This window comes from Mycobacterium sp. H4Y, from assembly GCF_000364405.1.
GTDB classification, from domain to species: Bacteria; Actinomycetota; Actinomycetes; order Mycobacteriales; family Mycobacteriaceae; genus Mycobacterium; species Mycobacterium intracellulare.
The window spans coordinates 1,414,922-1,428,594 of sequence record NZ_AKIG01000002.1 but is presented as its reverse complement, the minus strand read 5'-3'; the positions used below and the strand labels follow the sequence as shown (position 1 = coordinate 1,428,594).

14 protein-coding genes are annotated in these 13,673 nt (G+C 69.0%); 10 read left to right on the top strand and 4 right to left on the bottom strand.

The genetic code is table 11. The annotated features are described in order from the left end of the window. Positions 1-65 precede the first annotated feature (65 nt). From W7U_RS20555 to W7U_RS20535, 5 genes are all read left to right on the top strand, one after another. Positions 66-1,007 carry a class I SAM-dependent methyltransferase gene (locus tag W7U_RS20555; RefSeq protein WP_008262053.1) on the top strand — a complete coding sequence of 314 codons (942 nt, stop codon included), beginning with the start codon at positions 66-68 and terminating at the stop codon, positions 1,005-1,007. Positions 1,008-1,040: 33 nt separating this feature from the next. Then, positions 1,041-1,982, top strand: coding sequence for a class I SAM-dependent methyltransferase (locus W7U_RS20550; RefSeq protein WP_008262051.1), 942 nt, complete (start codon positions 1,041-1,043; stop codon positions 1,980-1,982). Between the two features lie 52 nt (positions 1,983-2,034). After that, on the top strand, positions 2,035-3,612 hold the full coding sequence (locus W7U_RS20545; RefSeq protein ID WP_008262049.1) for an LCP family protein: 1,578 nt from the start codon (positions 2,035-2,037) through the stop codon (positions 3,610-3,612). A gap of 105 nt (positions 3,613-3,717) precedes the next feature. Further along, on the top strand, positions 3,718-5,151 hold the full coding sequence (locus tag W7U_RS20540; protein ID WP_009956640.1) for an aldehyde dehydrogenase family protein: 1,434 nt from the start codon (positions 3,718-3,720) through the stop codon (positions 5,149-5,151). A gap of 56 nt (positions 5,152-5,207) precedes the next feature. Next, positions 5,208-6,071 carry an SDR family oxidoreductase gene (locus W7U_RS20535; protein WP_008262046.1) on the top strand — a complete coding sequence of 288 codons (864 nt, stop codon included), beginning with the start codon at positions 5,208-5,210 and terminating at the stop codon, positions 6,069-6,071. 27 nt (positions 6,072-6,098) lie between these two features. On the opposite strand, the gene W7U_RS20530 is transcribed toward W7U_RS20535, so the two are convergent. Both W7U_RS20530 and W7U_RS20525 read right to left on the bottom strand, forming a co-directional pair. Further along, on the bottom strand, positions 6,099-6,932 hold the full coding sequence (locus W7U_RS20530; RefSeq protein WP_008262043.1) for a tyrosine-protein phosphatase: 834 nt from the start codon (positions 6,930-6,932) through the stop codon (positions 6,099-6,101). Next, the gene (locus W7U_RS20525) at positions 6,925-8,145 is read right to left on the bottom strand and encodes an acyl-CoA dehydrogenase family protein (protein ID WP_008262041.1); all 1,221 of its coding nucleotides are present in this window, start codon (positions 8,143-8,145) and stop codon (positions 6,925-6,927) included. Before W7U_RS20525 ends, W7U_RS20530 begins: the two co-directional genes overlap by 8 nt. A gap of 120 nt (positions 8,146-8,265) precedes the next feature. Here W7U_RS20525 and W7U_RS20520 point away from each other — a divergent pair, with 120 nt between their 5' ends. The 4 genes from W7U_RS20520 (at position 8,266) to W7U_RS20505 (ending at position 11,826) form a co-directional block, all read left to right on the top strand. Then, on the top strand, positions 8,266-8,727 hold the full coding sequence (locus tag W7U_RS20520) for a nuclear transport factor 2 family protein (protein WP_008262039.1): 462 nt from the start codon (positions 8,266-8,268) through the stop codon (positions 8,725-8,727). 244 nt (positions 8,728-8,971) lie between these two features. Beyond that, positions 8,972-10,066 carry a Re/Si-specific NAD(P)(+) transhydrogenase subunit alpha gene (locus W7U_RS20515; RefSeq protein WP_036429568.1) on the top strand — a complete coding sequence of 365 codons (1,095 nt, stop codon included), beginning with the start codon at positions 8,972-8,974 and terminating at the stop codon, positions 10,064-10,066. A 9-nt stretch (positions 10,067-10,075) separates the two neighbouring features. Beyond that, positions 10,076-10,405, top strand: a complete 330-nt coding sequence (locus W7U_RS20510) for an NAD(P) transhydrogenase subunit alpha (protein WP_008262035.1) — start codon at positions 10,076-10,078, stop codon at positions 10,403-10,405. Continuing rightward, the gene (locus W7U_RS20505) at positions 10,402-11,826 is read left to right on the top strand and encodes an NAD(P)(+) transhydrogenase (Re/Si-specific) subunit beta (protein ID WP_008262033.1); all 1,425 of its coding nucleotides are present in this window, start codon (positions 10,402-10,404) and stop codon (positions 11,824-11,826) included. Before W7U_RS20510 ends, W7U_RS20505 begins: the two co-directional genes overlap by 4 nt. 18 nt (positions 11,827-11,844) lie before the next feature. Here W7U_RS20505 and W7U_RS25990 read toward each other — a convergent pair whose 3' ends face one another. Next, positions 11,845-11,970: a hypothetical protein gene (locus tag W7U_RS25990; RefSeq protein WP_003874194.1), complete on the bottom strand. Its 126-nt coding sequence runs from the start codon at positions 11,968-11,970 to the stop codon at positions 11,845-11,847. Between the two features lie 157 nt (positions 11,971-12,127). Here W7U_RS25990 and W7U_RS20500 point away from each other — a divergent pair, with 157 nt between their 5' ends. After that, positions 12,128-12,763 (top strand): TetR/AcrR family transcriptional regulator, encoded by a 636-nt coding sequence (locus W7U_RS20500; RefSeq protein ID WP_008262031.1) that lies wholly within the window; start codon positions 12,128-12,130, stop codon positions 12,761-12,763. Here the strand turns inward: W7U_RS20500 and W7U_RS20495 are convergent. Next, positions 12,760-13,650, bottom strand: a complete 891-nt coding sequence (locus tag W7U_RS20495) for an alpha/beta fold hydrolase (RefSeq protein WP_020823842.1) — start codon at positions 13,648-13,650, stop codon at positions 12,760-12,762. The genes W7U_RS20500 and W7U_RS20495 overlap by 4 nt on opposite strands. Positions 13,651-13,673: the final 23 nt, after the last annotated feature.

Here is a 13,673-nt window from a genome sequence, read left to right as displayed (position 1 = left end):
GGCGCAGTGAAGTTGCGCACAAAGCGTATAGGCTAACTAACTTATCCCGGTACCATGGTCGGGATATGACTGACCTGGATGCCTCGATGCCGCCTTCCGTGCGGTCTGCCGGCGACAGCTGGTCCATCACCGAACTCGTCGGCGCCACCGCGCTGGGCGTCGCCGCGTCGCGCGCGGCGGAGACCGCCGGCGCCGACCCGCTGATTCGTGACGAGTTCGCCCGCCTGCTGGTGTCGTCGGCCGGCCCCGCGTGGGCGCGGCTGGCGGACCCGGAGCTGTCCTGGCTCGCCGACGATCAGCACGGGCGGCGCGCGCACCGGACCGGCATCGACTACCAGGCCGTGCGCACCCACTTCTTCGACGAATACTTCGACGGCGCAGTGCGTTCCGGGATCCGGCAGGCGGTGATTCTGGCCGCGGGCCTGGATTCGAGGGCCTACCGGCTGGACTGGCCCACCGGCACCACGGTCTACGAGATCGACCAGCCCAAGGTGCTGCAGTACAAGTCGGGCATCCTGCAGCAGCACGGCGCCGTGCCCACCGCGATCCGCCATCCCGTCCCGGCGGACCTGCGCGAGGATTGGCCGGCCGCGTTGGCCGCCGCGGGATTCGACCGCACGCAGCCGACCGCCTGGCTGGCCGAGGGGCTGCTGCCGTACCTGCCCAGCGACGCCCAGGACCGGCTGTTCGAGATGTTGACCGCGCTCAGCGCGCCCGGCAGCCAGGTCGCGATCGAGGTGTTCGGCATCAACTCGCGGAGCAACTCGCAGCGCTGGTTGCGGATGCGCGAGCGGCTCGGCCTGGACGTCAACGTCCAGGCGCTGACCTACCACGAGCCGGACCGCTCGGACGCCGCCGCGTGGCTTTCCGACCACGGCTGGCACGTGCACGCCGTGGACAACCGCGAGGAGATGGCCCGACTCGGCCGCGCGGTGCCCGACGACCTTTCCGACGAGGCGGTGCGCAGCACGTTGCTGCGGGCGCGCCTCGGCGAAACCGCCTTTTGACCTTCGCCTGCCCAAGACCCAAGGAGTTAATGCATGAGCTCGCTGCGCACCCACGACGACACCTGGGACATCAAGAGCAGCGTCGGCACCACCGCGGTCATGGTGGCCGCCGCGCGGGCCATCGAGACCGAGCAGCCCGACGCGCTGATCCGCGATCCCTACGCCCGGCTGCTCGTCAACAACGCCGGTGCCGACGTCCTGTGGGAAGCCATGCTCGACCCGGACGTCGTGGCCAAGATCGAAGCCATCGATGAGGAATCCGCCGCCCGGATCCAGCACATGCGCGGCTACCAGGCGGTGCGGACCCACTTCTTCGACGAGTACTTCGCCGACGCCGTCGCCACCGGGATCCGGCAGGTGGTGATCCTCGCGTCGGGGCTGGACTCGCGGGCCTACCGCCTCGACTGGCCGGCCGGCACCACGGTGTACGAGATCGACCAGCCCCAGGTGCTGGACTACAAGACCACCACGCTGGCCGAAAGCGGCGCCACGCCGTCCGCCGATCGCCGCGAGGTGGCGATCGACCTGCGCGAAGACTGGCCGGCCGCGCTGCGCGCCGCGGGTTTCGACCCGACCCGGCCGACCGCCTGGCTGGCCGAGGGACTGCTGATGTACCTGCCCGCCGAGGCGCAGGACAAGCTGTTCACGCAGATCGGCGAGCTGAGTCCGGCCGGCAGCCGGGTCTCCGCCGAAACCGCACCGATGCACGCCGAGGAGCGGCGCCAGCAGATGCGGGAACGGTTCAAGAAGGTCGCCGACCAGCTCGGCCTGGAGGAGACCATCGACGTCGGCGAGCTGATGTACCGCGACGAGCACCGCGCGAACCTCGCCGACTGGCTCAACGACCACGGCTGGCGCGCCACGGCGCAGAACTCGATCGACGAGATGCACCGCCTGAACCGCGGGGTGCAGAGTTTCGAGCTGGACCAGGACAAGGACGCCTTCTCCGACTTCGTGATCGCCGAGCGCCTGTAACGGCGCGGTTACCGCCGTATCGGCAGGTCATCGCCCATAATGATGACTCATTATGGGCGGCGGCGCGGCGCAGCGATCACACCGCTGGGTGCTGTTGAAGGGCCGGCTCGTCGCCGGCATCGCTTCGGCCTTCGTCATGGCCATCACCGGAATCGGCTGGACGGGTTACCACACCGCCCTGGGCCGGATCATCATCTCCCACGCGCTGCCGAATGGGGCGGCCTCGCTCGGCGACAACCAGAACATCCTGCTGATGGGCCTGGACAGCCGGTTGGACCAGAACGGTCGGCCGCTACCGCAGGAGGTTTACGACGCGCTGCACGCCGGCGACGAAACCTCGGGCGGCTACAACGCCAATGTGCTTATCGTCGTGCACATTTCGGACCGTGACGGGCCCGTCACCGCGGTGTCGATTCCCCGCGACGACTACGCCGAGCTGCCGGGCTGCCCCGGCTCGGTGTGCACGGGCAAGATCAAGCAGGCGTACGGCCTGGCGTATCAGCAATCGTTGAACACGCAGGCCGCCGGGGACTCGGGCGGCGCGGGGTCGACCGATCTGGCGGCCCGCGAGCAAACCGCCCGCGAGGCCGGCCGCAAGGCCGAAATCAGCGCCGTCAGCGACTTTTTGGGTATCTCGGTCGACCACTTCGTCGAGGTCACGTTGGGCGCCTTCTACCAGATCGCCAAGGCGGTGGAGCCAATCACGGTGTGCCTCAACGGCGATACGCGTGATAGCTACTCGGGCGCGGACTTCCATCAGGGTGTGCAGCGCATCGATGCGGCCGACGCGATGGCCTTCGTGCGGCAGCGGCGCGACGAAAACGACGGCTCGTTCACCGATTTCGATCGGACGCGGCGCCAGCAGGCGTTCCTGGTGTCGTTGGTCGAGGCGGCCCGCAGCGGCGGCGCGCTGTCCAGCATGAGCGGGCTGCGCAAAATGCTCGAGGTCGCCCGGGACAACGTCGCCGTCGACGCCGGGCTCGACCTCGGGCAGTTCGCGGCGCGGGCCTCGCGGCTGACCGGGCGGCCGCTGTCGCTGTACACCCTGCCGATCTCCGGCTTCGGCAAGGACGCGAACGGCTCCGACATCAACCTCGTCGACCTTGCGGCCATCCGGCGCATCGTCAACGAGCGCTTCATGTCCGACGCGCCGGCCGCGCTCGACGCCGCGTCGCCGGCGGCCCAGTCACCGCCCGCGCTGACCGAACCCGTCATCCTCGACGTCGTCAACGCCAGCTCGCGCGACGGACTCGCGGCCGCCCTCGAGGAGGCCCTCACCGGCCGGGGCTTCACCCGGGGCAGCGCCACGACTGCCGCCGCCCCCGCCGACGACAGCACGATCGAATACGGTCCCGGGGCCGACGCGGGAGCGCAGGTCCTGTCCGAGCAACTGCGCGTGCCCGCGACCGCGGATCCCTCGGTGGCCTCCGGAACCGTCCGGCTGACCGTGGGAACGCGGTTTCCCGCGGCGGACTACCTCTCCCATTCCGAAGCCCAACCCGGCGCGGCCGGCGACGCGCCGTCGTCCGGGCAGGTGAGTGCGGTCGCCGCCACCGGCAGCGGCGACCGCGCCCCGGCGCCGACCGACCTCAGCCAGATGACGGACTCGAGCGTCCCCTGCGTCAAGTAACCGCGCGGCCCGATCCTTTCTACTGCTCTCCCAACCGGCTGGTTAGTATCGCGGTTATCACCGATGAGCGGCCGCCCCGCGGCGGGACTCTGCTCGGGAAGGACAATGATGACCACCGAATCGGTTGCATCGCAGGCATCGCTCTCCAAGGACTCCACGAACGGGACCGGCTCGGCCGACGTCGCCGCCACGGTTGCCCGGCTTCGTCAGACCTTCGCCACCGGACGCACCCGCGACGTCGACTGGCGCAAGCGGCAGTTGCTGCAGCTGGTGAAGCTGATGGAGGAGAACGAGGCCGCGCTGGCCGCCGCGCTCGCCGAAGACCTGGACCGCAGCCCCTTCGAGGCCTACATCGCCGACATCGCCACCACCGCCGGTGAGGCCAAGTACGCGGCCAAGCGCGTGCGCAAGTGGACGCGGCGCAAGTATCAACTGCTGGAGCTGCCGCAGCTGCCCGGCCGCGGCTGGGTGGAATACGAGCCCTACGGCACCGTGCTGATCATCGGCGCCTGGAACTACCCCTTCTACCTCACGCTGGGCCCGGCCGTCGGGGCGATCGCCGCCGGCAACACCGTGATCCTCAAGCCGTCGGAAATCGCGGCCGCGTCCTCGCGCGTGATGGCCGAGCTGGTGCCCAAGTACCTCGACAACGACGCCATCGCGGTCATCGAGGGCGACGGCGCGACCAGCCAGGAGCTCATCGCCCAGGGCCTGGACCGGGTGATGTTCACCGGCGGCACCGAGATCGGCCGCAAGGTCTATGAGGGCGCGGCGCCGCACCTGACGCCCTGCACGCTCGAGCTCGGCGGCAAGAGCCCGGTCATCGTCGCGGCGGATGCCGACGTGGAGGTGGCGGCCAAGCGGATCGCCTGGATGAAACTGCTCAACGCCGGACAGACTTGCGTCGCACCGGATTACGTGTTGGCCGACGCCACGATTCGCGACGAACTGGTCGACAAGATCGGCGCCGCCATCACCAAGTTCACCTCCGACAAACCGGACGGCATGCGGGTGGTCAACCAGCGGCAGTTCGACCGGATCAGCGGCTACCTTTCCGGCAAGGACGGCACGGTCACCGTCGGCGGGGCATGCGACGCGTCGACGCTGCGCATCCAGCCCGCGGTGGTGGTGGACCCCGACCCGGACGGCCCGCTGATGCGGAACGAGATCTTCGGTCCGGTCCTGCCGGTGATCACCGTCCAAAACCTGGACGAGGCAATACGTTTCGTGAACTCGCGGCCCAAGCCGCTGTCGGCGTACCTGTTCACCAAGCGGCGCGAGACCCGCGAGCGGGTGATCAAGGAGGTGCCGGCGGGCGGCATGCTGGTCAACCACGTCGCCTTCCAGGTGTCGACGGCCAAGCTGCCCTTCGGTGGCGTCGGCGCGTCGGGCATGGGCGCCTACCACGGCAAGTGGGGCTTCGACGAGTTCAGCCACCGCAAGGCGGTCCTCACCAAGCCCACCCGCCCCGACCTGTCGAGCTTCATCTACCCTCCATACACCGAGCGGGCCTTCAAGATGGCCCGCCGGATGTTCTGACCCGGCTTCGCCGAACCAGTTGCTAGACAAAGTTTTTCACAGCAGAGAGGAACCTAATGCCCGGAGTGCAGGATCGCGTCGTCATCGTCACCGGAGCCGGTGGGGGACTGGGCCGTGAGTACGCCCTGACCCTCGCCAAGGAGGGCGCCAGCGTCGTGGTCAACGATCTCGGTGGCGCCCGCGACGGCACCGGCGCCGGCCACAACATGGCCGACGAGGTGGTCAAGGAGATCAAGGACGCCGGTGGCCGGGCGGTCGCCAACTACGACAGCGTCGCCGAGCCCGAGGGCGCCGAGAACATGGTCAAGACCGCGCTCGACGAATTCGGCAAGGTCGACGGTGTGGTGAGCAACGCGGGCATTCTGCGCGACGGCACGTTCCACAAGATGTCCTTCGAGAACTGGGACGCCGTGCTCAAGGTGCACCTCTACGGTGGGTACAACGTCATCCGCGCCGCGTGGCCGCACTTCCGTGAGCAGAGCTTCGGCCGGGTCGTCGTCGCCACCTCCACCAGCGGGCTGTTCGGCAACTTCGGGCAGGCCAACTACGGCGCGGCGAAGCTCGGCCTCGTCGGCCTGATCAACACGCTGGCCCAGGAAGGCGCCAAGTACAACATCAAGACCAACGCGGTCGCGCCGATCGCCGCCACCCGGATGACGCAGGACATCCTGCCGCCGGAGGTCTTCGAGAAGCTCACCCCGGAGTACGTCGCCCCGGTGGTGGCCTACCTGATGACCGAGGAGCTGACCGACACCGACTCGGTGTTCATCGTCGGCGGCGGCAAGGTGCAGCGCACCGCGCTGTTCCAGAACGACGGCATCACCTTCGACAGCGTGCCGTCGGTCGAGGACATCGCCGCCAAGTGGGGCCAGATCACCGACCTGTCCGCCGCCCAGCAGGCCAGCTTCAAGCTGGGCTGAGCCCGGCCTTCCCGAGTGGTCGGCGGGTCAGGCGAGCAGCGCCTCGCGCAGGCGCTCCACGTCTGACTCGCTGACGCTCGCGGCGCGCAAATAGGCGTCCAGCGAACCGAATTCCTCGTCGATGGTTTGGCGCGCGGCGGCCAGGTAGACCTCGCGGACCCCGAGCACGCCGTCGGACAGCCGCGCCTCGGTCCAGGTCACCACCTCCGGGGTCAGCTCGGCGTCCTGGCGCTGCGCGATCATCGCGGAGATCTGCGCCCGCAGGGCGGGCGCGGCGTCGTTGCTGCGCAGGAAGTCGGCCAGGATGGTGTCGCGGTCGATGCCGATCGCCTCGAGCACCGTCGCCACCACGAAGCCGGTGCGGTCCTTGCCGGCGAAGCAGTGCGTCAGCACCGAATGCCCGTCGGCCAGCAGCGAGATGACGCGGTGCAACGCCCGCTGCGCCCCGTTCCGCGTTGGGAATTGCCGGTATTCGTCGATCATGTAGCGGGTGGCGGCCTCATCGACGGATTGGCCCGACTGCTCCTCGGCCCCCTCGCCGGTGAGCAGGCGCTGGAAGGCGTGTTCGTGCGGCGCCGCGTCGTCGGTCCCGGCGTCCTGCTCGCCGAGATCGGGGAAGGGCAACAGGTGCACCTCGACGCCGTCGGGAACCAGCCCCGGCCCGCGCCGCGCGACCTCACGGGCCGCCCGCAAATCGGCGACGTCGGTGATGCCCAGCCGGCTCAGCGTCGCGCGGCCGTCGTCGTCGAGCCCGCTCAGTTCGCCGGAGCGGAACAGCCGCCCGGGTTTGAGCGCCGGCGCGCCGTCGGAGACGTCACGAAAGTTCCACGCGCCCGACAGTTCTCGCAACGCCTCAGTCATGCGCGGTGACCGCCGCGGCGAGCGCCGACTTTTCCCGGCCCAGCTCGGCGCGCGCGATGGTTCGCATGTGCACCTCGTCCGGGCCGTCGAAGATCCGCATGGCGCGGTGCCAGCCGTACAGGCGGGCCAGCACCGTGTCGTCGCTGACGCCGGCGGCCCCGTGCACCTGGATGGCGCGGTCGATGACGTCGCAGGCCACCTGCGGGGCCACCGCCTTGATCTGGGAGACCAGCAGGTGAGCGGCCTTGTTGCCATGCTGGTCGATGGTCCACGCCGCCTTCTCGCACAGCAGCCGTGCCTGGTCGATCTCGTTGCGGGACTTGGCAATTGACTCGCGCACCACGCCCTGCTCGGCCAGCGGGCGCCCGAACGCCACCCGCTTCTGGGCGCGGTCGGACATCAGGGCCAGGGCGCGCTCGGCCCCGCCGAGCGCGCGCATGCAGTGGTGGATGCGGCCCGGCCCGAGCCGGGCCTGGGCGATCGCGAAGCCGCCGCCCTCTTCGCCGAGCAGGTTGGTGGCCGGCACACGCACGTTGTCGTAGACGATCTCGCAGTGGCCGTGCTGGTCCTGCCAGCCGAAGACCGGGGTGGAGCGCACCACCGTCACGCCGGGCGTGTCCATCGGCACCAGCACCATCGACTGCTGCTGGTGGCTCGCGGCGTCGGGGTTGGTGCGGCCCATGACGATCAGGATCTTGCAGCGCGGGTCGGCCGCGCCCGACGTCCACCACTTGCGGCCGTTGATCACGTAGTCGGCGCCGTCGCGCACGATCGAGGTCTCGATGTTGCGGGCGTCGCTGCTGGCCACGGCCGGCTCGGTCATGGAGAAGGCGCTGCGGATCTCGCCGGCCAGCAACGGCTCCAGCCACTGCGTGCGCTGTTCCTCGGTGGCGAACAGGTGCAGCGTCTCCATGTTGCCGGTGTCGGGTGCCGCGCAGTTGAGCGCCTCGGGGGCGATCTCCAGGCTCCAGCCGGTGATCTCGGCCAGCGGCGCGTATTCGAGGTTGGTCAGGCCCGATTCGGCCGGCAGGAACAGGTTCCACAGGCCCCGCTGCTTGGCCTTGATCTTCAGTTCCTCGACGACGGGCGGAACCGTGTGGTCGTGCGGGCCGGCTTCGTGACGGAACTTGTCGTAGTCGGCCTCGGCCGGGAACACGTACTCGGTCATGAAATCGGTCAGCCGCTTGTGGTAGTCGCTGGCCTTGGCCGACATCGCGAAGTCCATGCCCGTCACGATAGGTCACGCGTTATTGGACGGCGCGAGCAGACGCAAAATCGCATGCTGCAGTGCGGATTAGTGCGATTCTGTGTCTGCTCGCGGCAGGATTGGGGCGTGACCGAATCCCGCCCTCCGTTCCCGCCGTTCACGCGGCAGACCGCGATGCAGAAGGTGCGGGCGGCCGAGGATGCCTGGAACACCCGCGACCCGCACCGCGTCAGCCTGGCCTACACGGTCGATTCGCGGTGGCGAAACCGCGGAGAGCACATCGTGGGCCGCGACGAGATCGTGGCGTTCCTGACCCGCAAGTGGCAGCGCGAACTGGATTACGCGCTGCGCAAGGTTCTTTGGGACTTCCACGACAACCGCATCGCGGTCCGCTTCCAATACGAGTGCCGCGACCAGTCGGGGCAGTGGTATCGCAGCTACGGCAACGAGCTGTGGGAGTTCGCCGAGTCGGGGCTGATGGCCCGCCGCGAAGCCAGCATCAACGACGTGCCGATCGACGAATCGCAGCGACGCATCTTCGGGCCCCGCCCGTCGTCCGGACGCGGCCACGACATCCCGCTCTGGTAGCGGCGGGCAACAACGACGCCTTGTGACCTCACAACGGTGTGGCCGCTACTGCATCGGCATGCGGCGGCGAACCATCGACCGGGAGTCGATCGCCCGCCGGCGGGGTATCCCGCCCCGGGTGGCCCAGAGCCGATCACCCATCCATGGCGGAACCTGGTTAAGGTAGCGAAGCGCGCGGCCGAGCCAGCGCCACGCCCATCGGCACGGACAGTACGTAAGAGTACGGAAAGTAGATGTACGCGCCATGACAGATGCGCAGACGACGGTAGGAGTGGTCTCCGAGTCCGGGGCCGACGAGCGGCGGGTCGCGCTGGTGCCGAAGGCGGTGGCGTCGCTGGTGGGCAGCGGCGTGGCGGTCGTGGTCGAGTCCGGCGCGGGCGAACGGGCGCTGCTGCCCGACGCGCTCTACACCGAGGCCGGCGCCACCATCGGGGACGCGTGGGCCGCCGACATCGTGGTCAAGGTCGCGCCACCGACCGCGGACGAGGTCGGCAAGCTGCACAGCGGGCAGACGCTGATCGGCTTCCTGGCGCCGCGCAACGCCGAGAACTCGATCGGCGCTTTGAAGCAGGCGGGCGTGCAGGCGTTCGCCCTGGAGGCCATCCCGCGGATCTCGCGCGCACAGGCGATGGACGCCTTGTCGTCGCAGGGCAACGTGGCCGGCTACAAGGCCGTGCTGCTGGCGGCCTCGGAGGCGACCCGGTTCTTCCCGATGCTGACGACGGCCGCCGGAACGGTGAAGCCGGCCACCGTGCTGGTGCTCGGGGTCGGGGTGGCCGGGCTGCAGGCGCTGGCGACGGCCAAGCGGCTCGGTGCCCGCACCACCGGTTACGACGTGCGGCCCGAGGTGGCCGATCAGGTGCGCTCGGTGGGCGCGCAGTGGCTCGAGCTCGGGATCTCAGAAACAATCACAGCGGCCGGCGAGGGCGGATACGCCCGCGAGCTGACCGACGAGGAGCGCGCGCAGCAGCAGCAGGCGCTGGAGAAGGCCATCAGCGGCTTCGACGTCGTGATCACCACAGCGCTGGTCCCGGGCCGTCCCGCGCCGCGGCTGGTGACGGCCGCGGCCGTGGAGGCGATGAAGCCCGGCAGCGTGGTGGTGGACCTGGCCGGCGAGACCGGCGGCAACTGCGAGCTCACCGAACCCGGCAAGACGGTCGTCAAGCACGACGTCACCATCGCGTCGCCGCTGAACCTGCCGGCGACGATGCCCGAGCACGCCTCCGAGCTCTACAGCAAGAACATCACCGCTTTGCTGGACTTGCTGCTCACCGACGGCAAGCTGGCGCCGGACTTCGACGACGAGGTCATCGCGGACTCCTGTGTGACGCGGGACTGAGAGGACTACATGTACGACGAACTGTTGGCCAACGTGGCGATCCTGGTGCTGTCCGGGTTCGTCGGGTTCGCGGTCATCTCCAAGGTGCCCAACACGCTGCACACGCCGCTGATGTCGGGCACCAACGCCATCCACGGCATCGTGGTGCTGGGCGCGCTGGTGGTGTTCGGCTCGGTCGAGCACCCCTCGCTGGCGGTGCAGATCATCCTGTTCGTGGCCGTCGTGTTCGGCACCCTGAACGTCATCGGCGGGTTCATCGTCACCGACCGGATGCTGGGCATGTTCAAGGGCAAGAAGAAACCGGTGCCCGCCGCGAGTGAGGAGCCGGCCGCCAAATGAACTACTTGGTCATCGGCCTGTACATCATTTCGTTCGCCCTGTTCATCTACGGCCTGATGGGCCTGACCGGGCCCAAAACGGCGGTGCGGGGCAACCTGATCGCCGCGGTGGGCATGGCGATCGCGGTGGCCGCGACGCTGGTCAAGATCCGCCACACCGACCAATGGGTGCTGATCATCGCCGGCCTGGTGGTGGGCGTGGTGCTCGGTGTCCCGCCGGCGCGCTACACCAAGATGACGGCGATGCCGCAGCTGGTGGCGTTCTTCAACGGCGTCGGCGGCGGCACCGTCGCGCTGATCGCGCTGTCGGAATTCATTGAGACGCAAGGCTTTTCGGCTTTCCAGCACGGTGAGTCGCCGACCGTGCACATCGTGGTGGCGTCGTTGTTCGCCGCGATCATCGGGTCGATCTCGTTCTGGGGATCGATCATCGCGTTCGGCAAGCTGCAGGAGATCATCTCGGGCGCACCGATCGGTTTCGGCAGGGCCCAGCAGCCGGTCAACCTGCTGCTGCTGGTCGCCGCGGTGGCCGCGGCGGTGGTGGTCGGGGTGCACGCCCATCCCGGCACCGGCGGGGCGTCCCTGTGGTGGATGATCGGGCTGCTGGCCGCGGCCGGCGTGCTGGGCCTGATGGTGGTGCTGCCCATCGGCGGCGCGGACATGCCCGTGGTCATCTCGCTGCTCAACGCGATGACGGGGTTGTCTGCCGCGGCCGCCGGTCTGGCGCTGAACAACACCGCGATGATCGTGGCCGGCATGATCGTCGGCGCGTCCGGCTCGATCCTGACCAACCTGATGGCCAAGGCCATGAACCGCTCGATCCCGGCGATCGTCGCCGGCGGCTTCGGCGGCGGCGGGGTGGCCCCCAGTGGCGATGGCGGGGGAGACAAGACCGTCAAGGCCACCTCGGCCGCGGACGCCGCGATCCAGATGGCCTACGCCAACCAGGTGATCGTGGTGCCGGGCTACGGCCTGGCCGTCGCGCAGGCGCAGCACGCGGTGAAGGACATGGCGGCCCTCCTGGAGGACAAGGGCGTGGAGGTCAAGTACGCCATCCACCCGGTCGCCGGCCGGATGCCCGGGCACATGAACGTGTTGCTGGCCGAGGCCGAGGTCGACTACGACGCCATGAAGGACATGGACGACATCAACGACGAGTTCGCGCGCACCGACGTCGCGATCGTCATCGGCGCCAATGACGTCACCAACCCGGCGGCCCGCAACGACGCGTCCAGCCCGATCTACGGCATGCCGATCCTCAACGTGGACAAGGCCAAGTCGGTGATCGTGCTGAAGCGATCGATGAACTCCGGGTTCGCGGGCATCGACAACCCGCTGTTCTACGGCGAGGGCACCAGCATGCTGTTCGGGGATGCGAAGAAGTCGGTGACCGAGGTCGCCGAGGAACTCAAGGCGCTATAAAGCGCTGGCGCTGGGCGTTTAAACGGGCGGGTATGCCGGCGGCGGGTACCCGTTGCCGTCGGTGACACCGCGCAAGCCCCAGGTGAGGTACCGCATGAAGAACTCGATCTCGTCGCTTCCGTCGTAATCCGGGCTCGGATCCATCGGTCCCACCTCTCGAATCTCGTTCGAGGAGGAGTCTAGTCGCATGCCCGTCGACGTGACACCCGGCGTTTTTGCTTAAACTGTCCAACCAGTTGATTGATAGTTATTCTTGGCCGAACCGGGCCTGGCCTGCCCGTACCGACGATAGTGAGAACAGATGCCCACCGACAGCGTCACACCCAATGGGCAAACGCGGCGCGAAGAGCTGCTGGCCGTCGCCACCAAGCTGTTCGCGGCGCGCGGCTATCACGGCACCCGGATGGACGACGTGGCCGACGTGATCGGCCTGAACAAGGCGACCGTCTACCACTATTACGCCAGCAAGTCGCTGATTCTGTTCGACATCTACCGCCAGGCCGCCGAGGGCACGCTGGCCGCCGTGCACGACGACCCGTCCTGGACCGCGCGCGAGGCGCTCTACCAGTACACCGTCCGGCTGCTGACCGGCATCGCCAGCGACCCCGAGCGCGCCGCGGTGTACTTCCAGGAGCAGCCCTACATCACCGAGTGGTTCACCAGCGAGCAGGTCGCCGAGGTCCGCGAGAAGGAAGCGCAGGTCTACCACCACGTGCACGGCCTGATCGACCGCGGGATCGCCAGCGGCGAGTTCTACCAGTGCGATTCGCACGTGCTTGCGCTGGGCTACATCGGCATGACGCTGGGCAGCTATCGCTGGCTGCGGCCCAGCGGGCGGCGCTCCGCCAAGGAGATCGCGGCGGAGTTCAGCACGGCGCTGCTGCGCGGACTGATCCGCGACGAGGCGATCCGCACGACCTCGCCGCTGGGGCCCTAAGCCCGTAGGTGCTTGTCGAGGAACGCGAGCTGGTCGGCGACCACCCGCTCGAACGCGTCGTCGACGTAGATCGCGAAATGGCCCTCGGGATACAGCTTGACCTCGCCGCGGGGCGCTCTGGCCGCGTGGCGCAGCGTCGTCGCCGCGGGGGCCACCGAGTCGGCCTCGCACACGCAGAACAGGATCGGGCAACCGATCTTCGGTGTCAGGCGTCCCGGGCGATAGGTGAAGACCTGCAACGCGATTCGGGCGGCGACCTCGTTGCGTACGTCGGCGCCGTCGGGCACCAGCCGCAGGTAGCCCTCGTACGCGTCGGTCGTGTTCATCAACGCGACCTCGCCGGGCCGCCCCGCCGTCGCGACCATCACCGGTGGCCGGCCCCGCTTGCTCGCGAGCACGTCGCGCACCGCCCGCGCGGTGATGCGCGCGGTGATCAGCGGGTTGGTGATGGTGCGCGCGGACGCGATGCCGTCGGTGAAGGGGCACTGGGCGACGGCCGCGGCGATGCCCGGCAGCCGCGCCGCCGTGGCGATCACGTGACCGCCGGCAAAAGACGTGCCCCACAACGCGATTCGAGCGGGATCGACACCCGGTAGGGTGCGCGCGTAGTCGACGGCCGCGGCCCAGTCGGCGAGCTGCATGCCGACGTCGAGGACCTGACGGGGCCGGCCTCCGCTGTCGCCGAAGTTGCGGTAGTCGAACACCAGGCACGCGTAGCCGGCCGCGCTGAAGCGTTCGGCGTAGGCGTCCAGGCGCATGCTCCGCACGGCGCCCAGGCCGTGGGCCATCACCAGCAGCGGCGCGGGGCCGTCGCCCGGCGGGCGGTAGAGCCAGGCGCTGATCAGGTCGTCGCCGGACGGGAACCGAAGGTCTTCGCGTGTAGTCATCAACGGTTGATTCTGCCCCCGCG

Excerpts from the sequence above, each read along its gene's own strand:
- W7U_RS20545 (WP_008262049.1), top strand. The coding sequence starts at position 2,035 with ATGGGCGGCGGCGCGGCGCAGCGATCACACCGCTGGGTGCTGTTGAAG.
- W7U_RS20550 (WP_008262051.1), top strand. The coding sequence starts at position 1,041 with ATGAGCTCGCTGCGCACCCACGACGACACCTGGGACATCAAGAGCAGC.
- W7U_RS20535 (WP_008262046.1), top strand. The coding sequence starts at position 5,208 with ATGCCCGGAGTGCAGGATCGCGTCGTCATCGTCACCGGAGCCGGTGGG.
- W7U_RS20495 (WP_020823842.1), bottom strand. The coding sequence starts at position 13,650 with ATGACTACACGCGAAGACCTTCGGTTCCCGTCCGGCGACGACCTGATC.
- W7U_RS20525 (WP_008262041.1), bottom strand. The coding sequence starts at position 8,145 with ATGTCGGCCAAGGCCAGCGACTACCACAAGCGGCTGACCGATTTCATG.
- W7U_RS20540 (WP_009956640.1), top strand. The coding sequence starts at position 3,718 with ATGATGACCACCGAATCGGTTGCATCGCAGGCATCGCTCTCCAAGGAC.
- W7U_RS20555 (WP_008262053.1), top strand. The coding sequence starts at position 66 with ATGACTGACCTGGATGCCTCGATGCCGCCTTCCGTGCGGTCTGCCGGC.
- W7U_RS25990 (WP_003874194.1), bottom strand. The coding sequence starts at position 11,970 with ATGGATCCGAGCCCGGATTACGACGGAAGCGACGAGATCGAGTTCTTC.
- W7U_RS20505 (WP_008262033.1), top strand. The coding sequence starts at position 10,402 with ATGAACTACTTGGTCATCGGCCTGTACATCATTTCGTTCGCCCTGTTC.
- W7U_RS20510 (WP_008262035.1), top strand. The coding sequence starts at position 10,076 with ATGTACGACGAACTGTTGGCCAACGTGGCGATCCTGGTGCTGTCCGGG.
- W7U_RS20500 (WP_008262031.1), top strand. The coding sequence starts at position 12,128 with ATGCCCACCGACAGCGTCACACCCAATGGGCAAACGCGGCGCGAAGAG.
- W7U_RS20515 (WP_036429568.1), top strand. The coding sequence starts at position 8,972 with ATGACAGATGCGCAGACGACGGTAGGAGTGGTCTCCGAGTCCGGGGCC.
- W7U_RS20530 (WP_008262043.1), bottom strand. The coding sequence starts at position 6,932 with ATGACTGAGGCGTTGCGAGAACTGTCGGGCGCGTGGAACTTTCGTGAC.